Source organism: Streptomyces ficellus (assembly GCF_009739905.1).
GTDB classification, from domain to species: domain Bacteria; phylum Actinomycetota; class Actinomycetes; order Streptomycetales; family Streptomycetaceae; genus Streptomyces; species Streptomyces ficellus_A.
The window spans coordinates 5,891,555-5,908,264 of record NZ_CP034279.1; the positions used below are offsets into that span (position 1 = coordinate 5,891,555).

12 protein-coding genes are annotated in these 16,710 nt (G+C 73.9%); 8 read left to right on the forward strand and 4 right to left on the reverse strand.

From position 1 onward, the window contains the following. Positions 1-16 precede the first annotated feature (16 nt). From EIZ62_RS26370 to hmgA, 3 genes are read right to left on the reverse strand one after another with little or no spacing between them, the layout of a single operon-like run. Positions 17-1,219: a type ISP restriction/modification enzyme gene (locus EIZ62_RS26370; RefSeq protein ID WP_156695167.1), complete on the reverse strand. Its 1,203-nt coding sequence runs from the start codon at positions 1,217-1,219 to the stop codon at positions 17-19. Positions 1,220-1,273: 54 nt separating this feature from the next. Further along, positions 1,274-2,023, reverse strand: coding sequence for a GntR family transcriptional regulator (locus EIZ62_RS26375; RefSeq protein ID WP_156695168.1), 750 nt, complete (start codon positions 2,021-2,023; stop codon positions 1,274-1,276). 12 nt (positions 2,024-2,035) lie between these two features. Further along, the gene (gene hmgA / locus EIZ62_RS26380; RefSeq protein ID WP_156695169.1) at positions 2,036-3,358 is read right to left on the reverse strand and encodes a homogentisate 1,2-dioxygenase; all 1,323 of its coding nucleotides are present in this window, start codon (positions 3,356-3,358) and stop codon (positions 2,036-2,038) included. Positions 3,359-3,737: 379 nt separating this feature from the next. Here hmgA and EIZ62_RS26385 point away from each other — a divergent pair, with 379 nt between their 5' ends. From EIZ62_RS26385 to EIZ62_RS26395, 3 genes are all read left to right on the forward strand, one after another. Further along, complete coding sequence (locus EIZ62_RS26385; RefSeq protein ID WP_156695170.1) at positions 3,738-5,948, forward strand: molybdopterin oxidoreductase family protein; 2,211 nt, start codon at positions 3,738-3,740, stop codon at positions 5,946-5,948. A 121-nt stretch (positions 5,949-6,069) separates the two neighbouring features. Beyond that, entirely contained in the window at positions 6,070-7,521 is a 1,452-nt protein-coding gene (locus EIZ62_RS26390) for a CitMHS family transporter (RefSeq protein WP_156695171.1), read from the forward strand. Beyond that, on the forward strand, positions 7,521-8,819 hold the full coding sequence (locus EIZ62_RS26395) for an MFS transporter (protein WP_156695172.1): 1,299 nt from the start codon (positions 7,521-7,523) through the stop codon (positions 8,817-8,819). The genes EIZ62_RS26390 and EIZ62_RS26395 overlap by 1 nt, the downstream gene beginning before the upstream one ends. Before the next feature lie 183 nt (positions 8,820-9,002). Here EIZ62_RS26395 and EIZ62_RS26400 read toward each other — a convergent pair whose 3' ends face one another. After that, positions 9,003-9,617, reverse strand: a complete 615-nt coding sequence (locus EIZ62_RS26400; RefSeq protein WP_156695173.1) for a TetR/AcrR family transcriptional regulator — start codon at positions 9,615-9,617, stop codon at positions 9,003-9,005. Between the two features lie 177 nt (positions 9,618-9,794). On the opposite strand from EIZ62_RS26400, the gene EIZ62_RS26405 reads away from it, so the two are divergent. From EIZ62_RS26405 to EIZ62_RS26425, 5 genes are all read left to right on the forward strand, one after another. Then, complete coding sequence (locus EIZ62_RS26405; protein WP_425281849.1) at positions 9,795-11,264, forward strand: APC family permease; 1,470 nt, start codon at positions 9,795-9,797, stop codon at positions 11,262-11,264. A gap of 20 nt (positions 11,265-11,284) precedes the next feature. After that, complete coding sequence (locus EIZ62_RS26410) at positions 11,285-12,865, forward strand: amidohydrolase (protein ID WP_156695175.1); 1,581 nt, start codon at positions 11,285-11,287, stop codon at positions 12,863-12,865. A gap of 482 nt (positions 12,866-13,347) precedes the next feature. Further along, positions 13,348-14,280 (forward strand): pentapeptide repeat-containing protein, encoded by a 933-nt coding sequence (locus EIZ62_RS26415; protein ID WP_167536431.1) that lies wholly within the window; start codon positions 13,348-13,350, stop codon positions 14,278-14,280. Positions 14,281-14,684: 404 nt separating this feature from the next. After that, positions 14,685-15,164 carry a DUF3574 domain-containing protein gene (locus EIZ62_RS26420; RefSeq protein WP_156695177.1) on the forward strand — a complete coding sequence of 160 codons (480 nt, stop codon included), beginning with the start codon at positions 14,685-14,687 and terminating at the stop codon, positions 15,162-15,164. Between the two features lie 123 nt (positions 15,165-15,287). Then, complete coding sequence (locus EIZ62_RS26425; RefSeq protein ID WP_156695178.1) at positions 15,288-16,682, forward strand: aldehyde dehydrogenase family protein; 1,395 nt, start codon at positions 15,288-15,290, stop codon at positions 16,680-16,682. Positions 16,683-16,710 lie beyond the last annotated feature (28 nt).

The window sequence follows — 16,710 nt, forward strand, 5'->3', positions numbered from 1 at the left end:
GCGCCCGTGGCGGGGGTCAGAGCAGGGACAGTTGCCCCTCCGGGCCCTCTTCCGCGCGGTCCAGGACCGAGGCGGGGCGCCGTGCCGACCCGGGGGCGGGGAGGATGCCGGCCGAGTGGAGGGTGGTGCGGGTGAGGAGGTCGGTGCCGGACAGGTCCGGGCGCTCCGACTCCAGTTGGGCCTGGAGCGCGAGCACGGTGATCAGCTCCAGCAGGTCGGACGTCCACTCCTGCGGCCACGCGGCCGGGCGGATCGCCTCGAGGGTGCCCGGTTCGGCGGGGGAGGTGCGGTGCCCGAACCAGAGTTCCAGCATCCGCACGCCGCCCACCCGGTAGTCCCAGGCCTCCGCCGGCACGGGGGAGATCCGGCCGCCGTCGCCGACCAGCAGCGCCTCGTCCTCCGCGTCGTACGCGAGCGTCGCCGGCCGTGCCGGGAGCGCCGCGCGGACGTAGGGGCGCCGCCCGCCGGGCAGCCGGGGGCGCCGACCGCTCCGGGCGCCGCGCAGCTGGACGTCCGTCATACGGTGGCCCAGCGCCACGCCCGACGCCCAGACGTCCGGGTCGGCGGGCAGCGGGACGGCGCACCCGGCGGGGGCGGGCCGGGCGGCGGCCACCGCCCACGCCAGCAGGTCCGCGGGGGCGACCCCGGCCCCGTACCGCTCGCTCAACAGCTCCAGCAGGCCGGGCGTGACGTTCGGCTCCCGCCCGCCGGGGCGCCGGTACAGCGGGCGGATGCGGCCGGGGCGGCCCGCCGGGGAGCGGCCGTCCGGCAGGGCGGCGGTCACCAGCAGCGCGGGACCCGCGGCCTGCGGCACGTACCCCTGCTCCACCGCGAACAGCTGTCGCTCGTCCGCCACCCGCCACAGCTCCGGGCGGGCCACGTCGATCAGCCGGTGGTCGGGCAGCAGCCACTGCTCGTCGAACGGCCCGTGCGCCAGCCGCACCGGCTCGGGGCACGGGCCCGCCTCCCGCGCGAACCGGGCCGTGACGGTCCGCTGCCCCGGCAGCGCGGCCACCGGCGTCGACAGCGAGCGTGCCCGCGTGGGCCGGAACAGGGCCTCCCGCTCGGCGTGCCCGGGCGCCCCGGCCAGTGCGTCCCAGCGGGCCCGCAGGGTGCGGACGTCCGGGGCGACGACCCACGGCCGCCCCAGCCGCAGCGGCGCCACGGACCAGGGCATCAGGTCGTCGAGCAGGGGCGCGTCATCGGTCACGGGCGGCATGCTAGTGACCGCACGCGGCCCGCCTCCACCACGCCCGCCCGCACCGGCCCGCGTTCAGTCCGCCTCCACGGTGACCGTGAAGGAGAAGCGGTCGCCGCGGTAGCGGATGCGGGCCACGTCCACGACCCGGCCGTCCTCGTCGTACGTCACGCCCGTGTAGTGCAGGATCGGCGACAGCAGCGGGACGTTCAGCAGCTCGGCCGTCTCGGGGTCGGCGAGCCGCGCCTCGACGGTGTCGGTGATCCGGCTGATCCGCACCCCGACCGCGTCCCGCAGCACCTTCGTCATCGGCCACCGTTCCAGGTCGGCCAGGTCGATGCGGGCCGCGACCTCCGGCCGGACGGCGTTCTCGGCCCAGTTCGTCGGCTCGCCGCTCTCGCCGTCGCAGCGCAGCCGCCGGAAGGTGACCACCTGGGTCAGGTCCGGGAAGTGCTCGGCGAGTTCGCCGTGGACCTTGTCCTCGCCGTGGCCGAGGATCGTCGTCCGCTCGCCCGACTGCTGGGCCACGATCGCGTCGATCGAGCCCAGCAGCCGGCGCGGCGCGCTGCGCCGGGCGCCCGGCTCGATGAAGGTGCCGCGCCGCCGGTGCCGGCTGATCAGCCCCTCCGCCTCCAGCTCCTTGAGCGCCTGCCGCATGGTGAGCACGCTGACGCCGTAGTGCGCGGCGAGCTGCTCCTCGGTCGGCAGGCGCAGCGAGGCGTCCGGCGCGCGGCCGAGTATGGAGGCACGCAGGGACTGCGAGACCTGGTACCACAGCGGGAGCTTGCGGTTCAGGACCAGCGAGTCGGGGGCGAAAGCGGTCACGGGTACTCCGTACTACGGCCGAAAGTGGCGCTCAAGACCCTGCCACACGTCGTCGTACCCGCGCTGAAGGTGGTCGGCCTCCACCGCCTGGCCGGTGGCGGTGACGGGCCAGCGCGTCTCGAACATGAACGCCAGGCCGTCGTCGATCTTCTGCGGCTTCAGCTCGGCGGCGCTCGCGCGGTCGAAGGTCTCCCGGTCGGGGCCGTGCGCCGACATCATGTTGTGCAGCGAGCCGCCGCCGGGGACGAAGCCTTCGGCCTTGGCGTCGTAGGCGCCCTCGATGAGGCCCATGTACTCGCTCATCACGTTGCGGTGGAAGTACGGCGGGCGGAAGGTGTCCTCGCCGACCAGCCAGCGCGGTGCGAAGACCACGAAGTCGACGCCCGCGAGACCGGGGGTGTCGGACGGCGCGGTGAGCACCGTGAAGATCGACGGGTCGGGGTGGTCGTAGGAGATGGTGCCGATGACGTTGAAGGCGCGCAGGTCGTAGACGTACGGGACGTGGTTGCCGTGCCAGGCGACGACGTCGAGCGGCGAGTGGGCGTACGTCGCTCTCCACAGGTTGCCGCAGAACTTGTTCACCACCTCCACCTCGCCCTCCACGTCCTCGTACGCGGCGACCGGCGCCCGGAAGTCCCGGGGGTTGGCCAGGCCGTTGGCGCCGATCGGGCCGAGGGCGGGCAGTTCGAAGGGCCGGCCGTAGTTCTCGCACACGTACCCGCGCGCCGTCTCGTCGAGCAGCTCGACGCGGAAGCGGATCCCGCGCGGGACGAGCGCCACCTCCCCGGGGCGGGCGGCGAGCAGGCCGAACTCGGTGCGCAGCAGCAGGCCGCCGCGCTCGGGGACGATCAGCAGCTCCCCGTCGGCGTCGCTGAAGACCCGGTCCATGGAGGCGTTGGCGTGGTAGAGGTGCACGGCCATGCCGGTGCGCTGGGTGACGTCGCCGTTGCCGCCGAGCGTCCACAGACCCGCCAGCCAGTCGGTGCCGGGCGCCGGGTCCGGGAGCGGGTTCCAGCGCAGCCGGTTGGGGTCGGGGACGGTCTCGGTGAAGGGCGCGGTGCGGACGGCACCGTTGCCGGTGCGGACGAACGGCGGGTGGGCGGCCGAGGGGCGGATCCGGTAGAGCCACGAGCGGCGGTTGTGGGGGCGCGGCTCGGTGAACGCGGAGCCGCTGAGCTGCTCGGCGTACAGACCCAGTGGGGCGCGCTGGGGGGAGTTCCGGCCGAGCGGCAGGGCGCCGGGCAGGGCTTCTGAGCTGTGCTCGTTGCCGAAGCCGGAGGAGTACTCCAGCGCGTCGGCGGTCTTCCTCGCCTGTTCGGTGCCGTGGTTCGTCATCGTCGCCCGCTCCTGTCGCTCGACCTGCCCCAACGCAATCCTATGGAAGACCGTAGGATTCCGCGCGGCCCACGTCAACGGGGGTGGGCCTTGGACGCGCCCCGGGCCGTGCGGGTTCCGGCCCCGGCGGCCGGTCCGGCGGGCGGGTTCCGGCCGGCGGCGGCCGGTCCGGGCGGCGAGGTTCGACCCCGGCGGCCGGACCGGACGGCCGGGGTACGGCCCCCGGTGGGCGCGTTCCGGCCCGGCGCGGGTTCCCCGGGGCGATCGCCCTTCCCGGCGAACGGAACCATCGCCGCCATGCCTACCGGTCGGTATGCTCGGGGGTGTCTGCGCGTCAACGCCGCCGCGGCCTCGCCCGCCGCCGCCCCGGGAGGCCTCCATGCCCACCGCCCTGCGTATCTGCCCGCTCTGCGAAGCCACCTGCGGGCTGACCCTCACCCTCGACGGCCCACGCGTCACCTCCACCCGCGGCGACCACGACGACGTGTTCAGCCGGGGCTTCATCTGCCCCAAGGGCGCGTCGTTCGGCGAGCTGGACGCCGACCCGGACCGGCTGCGCGTCCCGCTCGTCCGCGGCGCCGACGGCACCCTGCGGGAGACCGGCTGGCAGGAGGCGTTCGACCTCGTCGCGCGCCGCCTGCCGCCGCTCGTCCAGCGGCACGGCGCCGACGCCGTCGGGGTCGTCCTCGGCAACCCCAACGTCCACACCATGGCGGGCGCGCTCTACCCGCCGCTCCTGCTCGGCGCCCTGCGCACCCGCAGCCTGTTCACCGCGTCCACCCTCGACCAGATGCCCAAACACGTCTCCAGCGGGCTGATGTTCGGCGACGCGTTCGCCATCCCCGTACCCGACCTGGACCGCACCGACCACCTGCTGCTGATCGGCGCCAACCCGCTGGACTCCAACGGCAGCCTGTGCACCGCCCCCGACTTCCCCGGCAGGCTCAAGGCGCTGCGCCGCCGCGGCGGCACCCTCACCGTCGTCGACCCGCGCCGCACCCGCACCGCGCGCCTCGCCGACCGGCACGTCGCCATCCGCCCGGGCGCCGACGCGGCACTGCTCGCCGCCCTCGTCCACGTGCTGTACGAGGAGGGGCTCGCCGCCCCCGGGCCGCTCGCCGAGCACGTCGAAGGCGTCGACGACGTACGGCGGGCCGTCGCCGAGTTCACCCCCGAGGCCGTCGCCGGCGCCTGCGACGTCGACGCCGGCACGATCCGCACCCTCGCCCGCGAGCTGGCGGCGGCGCCCGCGGCGGCCGTCTACGGGCGGGTCGGTGGCAGCACCGTCGTCCACGGCACCCTCACCAACTGGCTCGTCGACGTCCTCAACGTCCTCACCGGAAACCTCGACCGGCCCGGCGGGGCGATGTTCCCGCTCTCCGCCACCACCCCCGCGCCCCGCCCGCCCGGCCCCGGCAAGGGCTTCGCGCTCGGCCGCTGGGCGAGCCGGGTGTCCGGGCACCCCGAGGCGAAGGGCGAACTGCCCATGGCCGCCCTCGCGGAGGAGATCGAGACCCCCGGTGAGGGCCGCATCCGCGCCCTCGTCGCCATCGCCGCCAACCCCGTGCTCTCCGCGCCCGACGGCGACCGCCTCGACCGCGCCCTCGGCGAGCTGGACTTCATGGTGAGCGTCGACCCGTACCTCAACGAGACCTCCCGCCACGCCGATGTGATCCTGCCCCCGCCGCCACCCGCCCAGAGCGCCCACTTCGACTTCGCGTTCAACAACTTCGCCGTCCGCAACCAGGTCCGCCACACCCCCGCGCCCGTCCCCCTGGAGCCGGGCCGCATGGACGAGTGCGAGATCCACGCACGGCTGGTCCTCGCCGCCACCGGCCTCCACGGCGCCGACCCCGCCGCCGTCGACGACACGGCCATCGCCCGCACCCTCGCCAAGGCCGTCACCGAGCCGCACTCACCCGCGTACGGGCAGGACCCCGACGCGTACGCGGCCGGGCTCACCGGCCGCACCGGCGCGGAGCGGCGCCTGGACCTGATGCTGCGCCTCGGCCCGTACGGTCTCACCCTCGACCGGCTCCTGGAGCACCCGCACGGCATCGACCTCGGCCCGCTGAAGCCCCGCGTCCCACAGGTCCTTAGGACCCGCAGCGGCCGTGTCGAACTCCTGCCGGAACCGATCGCCGCCGACCTGACCCGGCTGCGCACCGCCCTGGCCGCCCCCGGTGACGCCCTCGTCCTCGTCGGCCGCCGCCACCTCCGCTCCAACAACAGCTGGATGCACAACCTCCCCTCCCTCAACCGCGGCACCAACACCTGCACCCTCCAGGTCCACCCCGAGGACGCGGCCCGCCTCGGCCTCACCGACGGCGAGCCCGCCCGCGTCAAGGCGGAGGGCGGCGAGCTTCAGGCGCCCGTCGAGGTCACCGACACGGTGCGCAGGGGAGTGGTGAGTCTGCCGCACGGCTGGGGGCACGACCGGCCGGGGACCCGTACCGCGGTCGCCTCGAAACGCCCCGGGGTCAACGTCAACCAGCTCCTGGACGGGACCCGGCTCGACCCCCTGTCCGGCACCGCCGTCCTCAACGGCTTCCCCGTCGAGGTGTCACCGGCGCACGACGACCGCCTCTGAGCAGGGGTTTTGCTCGTATTGCTCACACGTCAACATCTTGTTAACCGCTGAACGAGGCACCTAACGTCGTCCGCACCGCCGCCCCCCGGTGGAGTTCAAGGGTGAACGTTAGGTGTCCTCCATGCTGACAGTCCTCGGCTTCGCCATGATCGCGACCTTCCTGGTGCTGATCATGATGAAGAAGATGTCGCCGATCGCGGCGCTGGTCCTCATCCCCGCCCTCTTCTGCGTCCTCGTGGGACAGGGCGCACAGCTCGGCGACTACGTCCTCGAAGGCGTCGGCAACCTCGCGCCCACCGCCGCGATGCTGATGTTCGCCATCGTCTACTTCGGCGTGATGATCGACGTGGGCCTGTTCGACCCGATCGTCCGGGGCATCCTGCGCTTCTGCAAGGCCGACCCGATGCGGGTCGTGGTCGGTACGGCCGTCCTCGCCGCGATCGTCTCGCTGGACGGCGACGGCTCCACCACCTTCATGATCACCGTCTCGGCGATGTACCCGCTCTACAAGCGCCTGGGGATGAGCCTGGTCGTGATGACCGGTGTCGCCGCCACCGCCAACGGCGTCATGAACACCCTGCCCTGGGGCGGCCCCACGGCCCGCGCGGCCACCGCACTCAAGCTGGACGCCGGCGACATCTTCGTCCCGATGATCCCGGCCCTCGGCGTCGGCCTGCTGTTCGTCCTCGCCCTCGCGTACGTCCTCGGCCGGCGCGAGCGCAAGCGCCTCGGGTACCTGACCCTGGACGAGGCCCTGGAGCCGCGGTCCGAGACCGTGCTGGTCACGGCGGGCGGGGGAGAGGACAGCCCCCAGCCGGCGGCCGGCGGCACGGGGCCCGGCACCGATGCCGGCACCGGCCCCGGCACCGGCCCCGGCACCGGCGCCGGCCCCCACACCGGTCCCGGCACCGGTCCGGAGTCCGGCGAGGGCTTCCAGGGCCTCGACCCGAACCGCCCCACCCTCCGTCCCCGGCTGTACTGGTTCAACGCGGCCCTCACCGTGGCGCTGCTTACCGCCATGATCCTCGAACTGCTGCCGATCCCGGTGCTGTTCCTGCTCGGCGCGGCCCTCGCCCTCACCGTCAACTACCCCCACATGCCCGACCAGAAGGCCCGGATCGCCGCCCACGCCGACAACGTCCTGAACGTCGCCGGCATGGTCTTCGCCGCCGCCGTCTTCACCGGCGTCCTCACCGGCACCGGCATGGTCAAGCACATGGCCGACTGGCTCGTCGGCGCCATCCCCGACGCCATGGGCCCGCACATGGCGCTCGTCACCGGCCTGCTCAGCCTGCCCCTGACGTACTTCATGTCGAACGACGGCTTCTACTTCGGCGTCCTGCCCGTCCTCGCCGAGGCCGGTGCCGCGCACGGCGTCTCCCCGCTGGAGATCGCCCGCGCCTCCCTGGCGGGCCAGGCCCTGCACATGTCCAGCCCGCTCGTGCCCGCCGTGTACGTCCTGGTCGGCATGGCCAAGGTGGAGTTCGGCGACCACACCCGGTTCACCGTGAAGTGGGCCGCGCTCACCTCGCTGGTGGTGCTCGGCGCGGGAATACTCTTCGGCATCATCTGATGGAGCGCCGGTACTGGCTGCTGCGCCTCGTCGCCGCCTTCGCCTTCGCGCAGGCGGCGGTGTCGATGGCCCGGCCCGCCGTCTCGTACCGCGCCCTCGCGCTGGGCGCCGACGAACGGGCGATCGGCGTCACCGCGGGCGTGTACGCGCTGCTGCCGCTGTTCGCCGCCGTGCCGCTCGGGCGCAGGACCGACCGGGGGAGGTGCACGCCGCTGCTGGCGGTGGGCGTGGTGCTCGTCGCGGGCGGGTGCGCGCTGAGCGGGACGGCGGGCTCACCGGCCGGCATGGCGGCGTGGAGCGGGGTGATGGGACTCGGCCACCTGTGCTTCGTGATCGGCGCCCAGTCGCTGGTGGCACGCCGGTCCGCGCCGGCCGAACAGGACCGGAACTTCGGCCACTTCACCATCGGCGCCTCGCTGGGCCAGCTCGTCGGGCCGGTCGCGGCCGGGTTCCTCATCGGTGACGACATGGGCCGCGGCAGCACCCTCGCCCTGGTCGTCTCCGCCGCCGTCGCCACGCTGTCCTTCACGACCCTCTGGCGCGTCGAACAACGCGATGCGAACCGGACGCGCCGGACGCGCCGGACGCGCCGGGCCCACGCGCGCGTGCGGCGCGACAAGGGGAGGGCGGACTCGCCCCCGAAGGTCCCCGTCCACCGCATCCTGCGCGCCCGCGGGGTGCCGGCCGGCATCTTCATCAGCCTCGCCGTGCTCTCCGCGACCGACATCCTGACCGCCTACCTGCCGGTCGTCGGCGAGCACCGCTCCATCGCCCCCGCCACCGTCGGCCTGTTGCTGAGCCTGCGCGCGGCCGCCACCATCGCCTGCCGCCTGGTGATGACGCCGATGATCCGGCTCCTGGGCCGTACGGCGCTGCTGACCGTGACGTGTCTGCTCGGCGCTCTGCTGTGCGCGGGCATCGCCCTGCCCGTCCCGGTGTGGGCGCTCGCCGTGATGCTGGCCGCCCTGGGCTTCTGCCTCGGGGTGGGCCAGCCGCTGTCCATGACGACCGTGGTCCGGGCCGCCCCCGACGGCGCCCGCTCCACCGCGCTCGCCCTGCGCCTGACGGGCAACCGTCTCGGCCAGGTCGCGGCGCCCGCCTCCGCCGGCCTGATCGCCGGACTCGCCGGTACGGCCGCCCCGTTCGTGATGCTGGGCGCCCTGCTGCTGACGGCGGCGGCCCTGGGCACCCGCGTGGGACGCGGCCCCGACGAGCCGGCGCGGGAGCGGCCGGAAACCGGTACCGGAGCGAAGCCCGCGACGCCCGTACCGCGCGGCGCGCGAGGGCGTGTTTCGTAAGTAGCGTCGTCCGCCCGGAGGGCGGGGCTGGGGGCGTCTGGGGCGTGCGATCGCAAGGCGGAGGTCGGAGAGCGCAGCGGGCTGCGCCGACGGCCGACAACGCCGCGAGGGTGCGTGCCAGGCGTTCCCGGCCAGACGGGACTTTCGAAACACGCCCTAGGGGGCCGTTGCGTACGGCGCGGGTCAGGGGGTGGTGCGCGCCAGCAGGGTGCGGCCGTGGCCGATCAGCCCTTCCAGGGCCGCGTCGAACGCAGCGTCGGCCCGGCCGGCGCCGACCGCAGCCAGGGCGCGGGCCAGTTGGGGCGTGGGGGTCTCCTCCCGCAGCTCCCACATCGTCTCGGGCGCGGCCAGGTCCAGCGCGGAGCCCAGGACCAGGTTCTCCAGACCGGTGATCAGCGGCATCACGTCCGCCACCGCGAACCCGGCGGTCAGCAGCAGGCCCACCGCCCGCTCGTACTGCTCCAGCACCTTCGGCGCCCGCACCGGTGACGTCATCAGCAGCGGGATCACCCGGGGGTGGGCGGCGAAGGCGGCCCGGTAGGAGTGGGCCCAGGCGGACACGGCCGCGTCCCAGGGCCCGGCGTCCAGGGTGGCCGAGTCGATCGCCTCGCAGATCCGCTCCCGCATCAACTCGACGATGCCGTCCCGCCCGTCCACATGGTGGTACACCGACCCGGTCTGCACACCCAGCCGCCGCGCGATCTGCGGGACGCTGAACTCGCCCTGCTCGTCGACCAGTTCGAGCGCCGTCGTGGTGATGCGTGCCCGGTCGAGCAGTGGTGTGCGCGGCCGTCCCATGGCGCCAGCTCCTGTCCTGAGGTCTTCCCGGATGCCCTGAGGGAGGCTACATTGCCGAAACCGAAAGCCTTTAGGTTTTTGGGTCCGGGTCCAACCCGGTTCCCGTGCCCCGGCTTCCGGTCACCGGCTCGCAGCCCCGCCTCACGTACGCAGAAGGGCTCACCCACACCCATGTCCGTGTCCTCCAAGACGACCCCCGGGGCGTGCCCGGGGAGCGCCGAACGGCAGCCCGCCGCGGCCCGGCTCCGCACCGGCACCCTCGGCACCGCCGACATCACCTTCTTCGTCGTCTCCGCCGCCGCCCCGCTCACCGTCATGGCGGGCGTCGCGCCCATCGCCATCGTGCTGGGCGGCATCGGCGCCCCCGTCGCCTACCTGATCGCCGGCGTCACGCTCACGGTCTTCGCCGTCGGGTTCACCACCATGAGCCGCCACGTCCGCAGCGGCGGCGCCTTCTACGCGTACATCGCACAAGGGCTCGGCAAGCCCCTCGGCATCGGCGCCGCGCTCCTCGCCGTCGTCGGCTACAACGGCATGGAGATCGGGGTGTACGGCCTGCTCGGCAGCGCGGGCGCCGACACCGCCCACGCCCTGTGGGGCGTCGACGTGCCCTGGCTGCCGATCGCCCTCGCCGGGCTGCTCCTCGTCTGGTACGGCGGCCACCGCTCCATCGACTTCGGCGCCAAGGTCCTCGGCGTCCTCCTCGTCGCCGAGACGGGGATCCTGGTCCTCCTCGCGGGCGGCGTCCTGCTGCGGGGCGGCGCCGACGGGCTGTCCCTCGCCTCGTTCGCCCCGGACAACGTCCTCGTCCCCGGCACCGCGGCCGTCCTCGCGTTCGCGTTCATCGCCTTCACCGGCTTCGAGTCGACGGTCATCTACCGCCGCGAGGCCCGCGACCCGGGCCGCACCGTCCCCCGCGCCACCTACATCGCGGTCTGCTTCCTCGGGGTGTTCTACGCGTTCGTCGTCTGGGCCGTCATCCAGGCCTTCGGCGACGCGGCCGTCGTCGAGGCGGCGGCGAACGACCCCGGCGGCCTGTTCTTCGCCGCCATCACCACCTATGTGGGCGCCTGGGCCGCCGACCTGATGCACCTCCTCATCGTCACGAGCGTCCTCGCGTCCCTGCTGGCCTTCCACAACGCCATCAACCGCTACGCCCTCGCCCTCGCCGAGGAGGGCGTCCTGCCCGCGGCCCTCGGCAGGGTGCACCCCCGGCACGGCTCGCCGTACCTGGCGGGCGCCGCCCAGACCGTCCTCGGGCTGGTCGTCGTCCTGTCCTTCGCGCTCGCCGGCGCCGACCCGTACACCCAGCTGCTGCTCTGGGTGAACACCCCCGGCGGGATCGGGCTGATGGTGCTCCAGCTCCTCGCCGCGATCGCCGTCCCCTGCTACTTCCGCCGCGTCCGGCACGGCGAGGGGGCCTTCCGCACGGTCGTCGCGCCCGTCGTCGCCGCCGTGCTCCTCACCGCCGCGATCGGGCTCGTCGTGTCCGAGATCGACGCCTTCACCGGAGCGTCGGCCACCGTCAACACCGTCCTGGTCGCCCTCGTCCCCGGCGTCCTCCTCCTCGGCCTGCTGCTCGCCGTCCGCCTGCGCCGCGGCCGCCCCGAGGTGTACGCCCGGTTCGCCGAGGAACCCACCGAATGAACCGAACAAGGAGTACCCCCGTGCCCGCAGCCGATCTGGTCCTCACCGGCGCCAAGGTCCGCACCCTCGACCCCGCCCGGCCGCACGCCACCGCCGTCGCCGTACGGGACGGGCTGATCGCCGCCGTCGGCGACGCCTCCGACGCCCGCGACTGGACGGGGCCCGGCACCGAGACCGTCGACCTCGCCGGGGCGGCCCTCACCCCCGGCCTCACCGACTCCCACAGCCACCCCGTGTGGGGCCTGGACATGGCGACGGGCCTCGACCTGTCGGGGGTCACCGACGTCGACGGGCTGCGGGCGGCCCTGCGCGGCGCCGAACGCACCGGCGGCTGGATCCTCGGGTACGGACTCGACCACAACGCGTTCGGCGGCCGCCCGGTCGACCGGGCCCTCGTCGAGGACGCCGTACCGGACGTACCCGTCTTCCTCCGGCTCTACGACGGCCACTCCGCCCTCGTCAACGGCGTCGCCCTGCGGGCCGCCGGGATCGACGGCCCACGCTCCTTCGCCCAGCGCTCCGAGATCGTGTGCGACGCGACCGGCCGGCCCACCGGCCACCTCGTCGAGCACGCGGCGATGGCCCTGGTGACCGCCGTGCTCCCGAAGCCCTCGCACGACGAGCGGCGCACCCGGCTCGTCGCGCTGCTGTCGGCGATGGCCGCCACCGGGCTCACCGGCGCGCACGTCATGGACCTCGGCGACGGCGACGTACCCGACCTGCTGACGGCCGTGGAGGCGACCGGGGACCTGCCGCTGCGGCTCAGGCTGGCGCCCTGGTGCATGCCGGGCGCCGACGCGGGGGCCCTGGACGAACTGGTCGCGCTGCAACGGCTGCGCGGCCGCGACTGGCTGGTCGGCGGGGTGAAGTTCTTCATGGACGGCACCGTCGAGGGCGGCACCGCCTGGCTGGAGCACCCCGACTGCCACGGCCGCGGCACCGAGGCCTTCTGGCCCGACCCGGCCGCGTACAGCGCCGCCGTGCGCACGCTGCACGCGGCCGGGGTCCGCACGGCCACCCACGCGATCGGCGACGCGGCCGTGCGGCACGTCCTGGACACGGTGGCGTCGCTGGGGGAGAGCGGCCGGCTGGCGCACCGGATCGAGCACATCGAGACGGTGCCCGCCGGTCAGCTCGCCCGCTTCGCCGAACTGGGCGTCATCGCCTCGATGCAGCCGCCCCACACGGCGTACACCCGCGCCGACCACACCGACGAGTGGTCCCGGCGGCTCGGCGACGAGCGGGCCGGACGCGCCTGGCGGTGCCGCGACCTGCGCGACACGGGCGCGTACGTCGCCCTCGGCTCCGACTGGCCGATCGCCCACTACGACGCCCGGCAGGTTCTGGCCACGGCCCGCGTCCCGCGCGGCGCGGCGGCCGCCGGGCGGGCCCTGACGGGGCTGATGGCCCTGGAGGGGTGCACGACCCACGCGGCGGTCGCGGCGGGCGAACAGACGGTGGCCGGGCGGATCGCACCGGGTCTGCGGGCCGACCTCACGGCCTTCGCCGTGGACCCGGTCGACGCCCCCGCCGACGAGGTCGCCGACGCCCCGGTCCGGCTGACCGTCTCCTCGGGCCGGGTGACGCACCGGGCGCTGTGACGTTGTCCGGGACCAGCGTCTGCGCCTCGTCGTACCGCGCACGATGCGTATTCACGGCGGTGGCTGCCGTTGCGCGGATTTCGTCCCCGTTGACGTGCCCGTCACCAGGGCTTGGACACGGTCGGCAGCGCGGCCAGGTACCCGATGCCTCCCTCGGCGGCGGCCGTCCGGTCCCGGTCCACGCCGACGAACTGCGGTTGGTACTGAGAGCCAATCCGGCCGGTCCCCGGGCCTTGGTGCTCCGAGACTCCCCGGCCGCCTCCGCTCTGACCGGGAGGGAAGCCTTCGGGGCGCCGGAGTAGTAAGAGTTGCGCCGGCTCAGCGTCCGGGATGGCATGGGGAAGGTGAGCGCTAGGCGGGGTGTCGAAAGGCTCCGGCGAGTCGTTCGTCGGCGCGATGCCCGGCTGCGTGACCGTCCACCCAGCCGTCCCTCTCGGGCAGAGTCGTCCGATGGCGGTAACCGACTGCAGCTGGTCAGTCTGGTGGCGGTCAGCTTGCCGGGGCTGGCAGCGCTGGGGGCGCTGTTGTTCACCTGGCTGCAGGGGGGTCAGGCCAGCAAGGAGCTGCGGATCAACGAGTCCGGCCAGATCACGAACAGATTCAATGCCGCGATCGGCAATCTGGGGTCTGCCTCGTTGGACGTGCGGCTGGGTGGGATCTACGCCCTTCAGCGGATCATGCAGGACTCTGCCAGGGATCATCCCACCGTGGTATCCGTGCTTGCCGCCTTCGTACGCCAGCACGCGGGCAGCAGTGCGGAGAGCAAGAAGGGGCCGACCCGCATGACCGCTCCGGCGGGATACCACGCGCCGCCTGTCGATGTCCGGGCGGCGTATGCCGTGCTGGCTCGGCGCCAACCGGACCGCGACTCAGGGACATCCGTCGATCTGAGCAAAACGGATCTTCGCGGCCTCCGTGTGACAGAGAGAATCCGCATCCGGTTTCCCGGAGCGGATCTGACCGAGGCGGACCTCCGCTACGCCGACCTGACGGGCGCGGACCTCCAGAGAGCGAACCTGGTCGGGTCGAACGTCGAGAAGGCGATCCTGGACAAGGCGGACCTCACGGGTGCTGACTTGGGCCAGGCAACGTTGAGAGCATCTTCGTTCGACGGGGCGGACCTTCGCAAGGCAGACGTTTCCTGCGAGGGATTCTCCGTGGAACCAGGCGGCAAGGAAACGCTGGCTGGTTGCACAAATCTCGAGTATGCCCACCTGAACAACGCGAACCTCCGCGGCGCCAACCTGACGGGCGTCGACCTGAGGTGGGCCGTTCTGACCGGTGCGGATCTCCGAGACGCCAACCTGACGGACGCGGACCTCCGGAACACTGACCTGACAGGCGCCAAGATGGCGGGTGCGAAGATGCTCCGCACGAAGACCGCCAGCGCACGTGGACTGCCGAAGCGTTCATGACTGCCGCCGCCTCGGTGGGTGTCGGTGATGCGTACATTACGAGCTGAAGGAGCACCGCGGACCGGGAGAGCTGCGACGCCTGCTCCGAGGCCCTCAGAGGGGACCTCCGGGGCCCGACGGGTTGTCCGGCCAGGGGAGACCGGTCTCAGGCGGATCGCTTGCTGCCGCCTCAGCACCGCCGAGACCTGCGATGACGGCTGCTTCGGCATCTTTGATGTGGCGCTCCCGCAGGTCGGTGACCTGGCGCACGAGGGCGCCGGAGTCACGAAGACGGCGCCCCCCGCGCCCCCCGCCCCCCACGACCTGCCGACCCCTCCGGTGGTTCGGCTCCGCCGGGGGCCGGCGGACTGCCAGAGTGATCGGCGTCCGTCCGCCGCTCCACCTCCCGGAAGGCCCGCCCCGGTATGCCGTTCGCGACCACCACCCGCACCCGCCTGGCCCTCACCACCGCGGCCGCCCTCCTCGCGGCCGGCGCGCCCGCCGCGTACGCCGCCCTCGGCGACCCGGCCCCCGCACCGGCAACCACCACCAACACCACCGTTGCCGTCGAGGGCGAGGCCTACCTGGAGACCCGGCTGCTCTTCGGGACCGAGCGGCCCGACGGCGGGCCGGCCGTCACGGACGCGCAGTTCATGGCGTTCGTCGACCGGGAGGTCACGCCCGCCTTCCCGGAGGGGCTGACCGTGCAGGACGGGCGCGGGCAGTGGCGGGACGCGAGCGGGAGGATCGAGCGGGAGCGCTCCTACGAGCTGACCCTGCTGTACCCGGCGTCGCAGGCGCGCGAGCGCCACCCGCGGATCGAGCGGATCCGCGGTGCGTACGCCCGGGCCTTCGGGCAGGAGTCGGTGGCCCGCCTCGACGAACGGACCACGGCCGACTTCTGATGTGATGTGGTCGGTCCCGCAGCCCCTGGCGCCCGAAAACTACCACCGCTAGTTTGGGCTGTGGACGACCACGAGAAAACGGGTCCGCGGCCCGAGCGAAGGACCCGTGCGAAGGAGAAGCGGATGAAGGCCCACGACGGGATGTACATCGACGGGGCGTGGCGGCCCGCCGCCGGCACCGACACCATCGCGGTGGTGAACCCGGCGGACGAGCAGGTCATCGCCCACGTCCCGGCCGGCACCGCCGAGGACGTGGACGCCGCCGTCCGCGCCGCCCGCGCGGCCTTCCCCGCGTGGGCCGCCACCCCGCCCGCCGAGCGGGCCGCCCTGATCGCCGCGCTGCGCGACGCCCTCGCGGCCCGCAAGGACGAGATCGCCGCGACCGTCACCGCCGAGCTGGGCGCCCCGCCGCAGGCGGCCCAGGCCATCCACGCAGGCCTGCCCGTGGCGGTCGCCGGGACGTACGCCGACCTGGCCGCGACGTACGGCTTCGAGGAGGAGGCCGGGAACTCCACGGTCCTGCTGGAACCGGTCGGCGTCGTCGGTGCGATCACGCCCTGGAACTACCCGCTCCACCAGATCGTCGCCAAGGTGGCGCCCGCCCTGGCCGCCGGGTGCACGGTCGTCCTCAAGCCGGCCGAGGACACGCCCCTGACCGCCCGGCACTTCGCCGAGGCGGCGCACGAAGCGGGCCTGCCCGCCGGGGTGTTCAACCTGGTCACCGGGCTCGGACCGGTCGCCGGCCAGGCCCTCGCCGAGCACCCCGGGGTGGACATGGTCTCCTTCACCGGCTCCACCGCCGTCGGCCGGAGGATCGGCGCCGTCGCCGGCGGGGCCGTCAAGCGGGTCGCGCTGGAGCTCGGCGGCAAGTCCGCCAACGTCATCCTCCCGGGCGCCGACCTCGCCAAGGCGGTCGCCGTGGGCGTCGCCAACGTCATGTCCAACTCCGGCCAGACGTGCAGCGCCTGGACCCGGATGCTCGTCCACCGCGACCAGTACGACGAGGCGGTCGCGCTCGCCGCCCAGGCCGTCGGCAAGTACGTGCCGGGCGACCGGATCGGCCCGCTGGTCAACGCCAAGCAGCAGGAGCGGGTCCGCGGCTACATCGAGCAGGGCGTCGCGGAGGGCGCCCGGCTGGTCGCCGGCGGCCCCGAAGCGCCCCTCGACAAGGGCTACTACGTCAGCCCCACCGTCTTCGCCGATGTCACGCCCGCCATGACCATCGCCCAGGAGGAGATCTTCGGCCCGGTCGTCTCGATCCTGGCGTACGAGGACGAGGACGACGCCCTGCGGATCGCCAACGGCACCGTCTACGGCCTGGCCGGAGCGGTGTGGGCGGCGGACGACGAGACGGCCGTCGCGTTCGCGCGCCGCATGGAGACGGGCCAGGTCGACATCAACGGCGGCCGCTTCAACCCGCTCGCCCCCTTCGGCGGCTACAAGCAGTCCGGCGTCGGGCGCGAGCTGGGCGCGCACGGACTCGCCGAGTACCTCCAGACCAAGTCCCTCCAGTTCTGACCCCAGCCCCTTCCACAGCCTGACGACA

Bases quoted from the DNA above. Each gene is read 5' to 3' on its own strand.
- EIZ62_RS26400 (WP_156695173.1), bottom strand. From the start codon at position 9,617: ATGGGACGGCCGCGCACACCACTGCTCGACCGGGCACGCATCACCACG.
- EIZ62_RS26370 (WP_156695167.1), bottom strand. From the start codon at position 1,219: ATGCCGCCCGTGACCGATGACGCGCCCCTGCTCGACGACCTGATGCCC.
- EIZ62_RS26420 (WP_156695177.1), top strand. From the start codon at position 14,685: ATGCCGTTCGCGACCACCACCCGCACCCGCCTGGCCCTCACCACCGCG.
- EIZ62_RS26390 (WP_156695171.1), top strand. From the start codon at position 6,070: ATGCTGACAGTCCTCGGCTTCGCCATGATCGCGACCTTCCTGGTGCTG.
- hmgA (WP_156695169.1), bottom strand. From the start codon at position 3,358: ATGACGAACCACGGCACCGAACAGGCGAGGAAGACCGCCGACGCGCTG.
- EIZ62_RS26425 (WP_156695178.1), top strand. From the start codon at position 15,288: ATGAAGGCCCACGACGGGATGTACATCGACGGGGCGTGGCGGCCCGCC.
- EIZ62_RS26385 (WP_156695170.1), top strand. From the start codon at position 3,738: ATGCCCACCGCCCTGCGTATCTGCCCGCTCTGCGAAGCCACCTGCGGG.
- EIZ62_RS26395 (WP_156695172.1), top strand. From the start codon at position 7,521: ATGGAGCGCCGGTACTGGCTGCTGCGCCTCGTCGCCGCCTTCGCCTTC.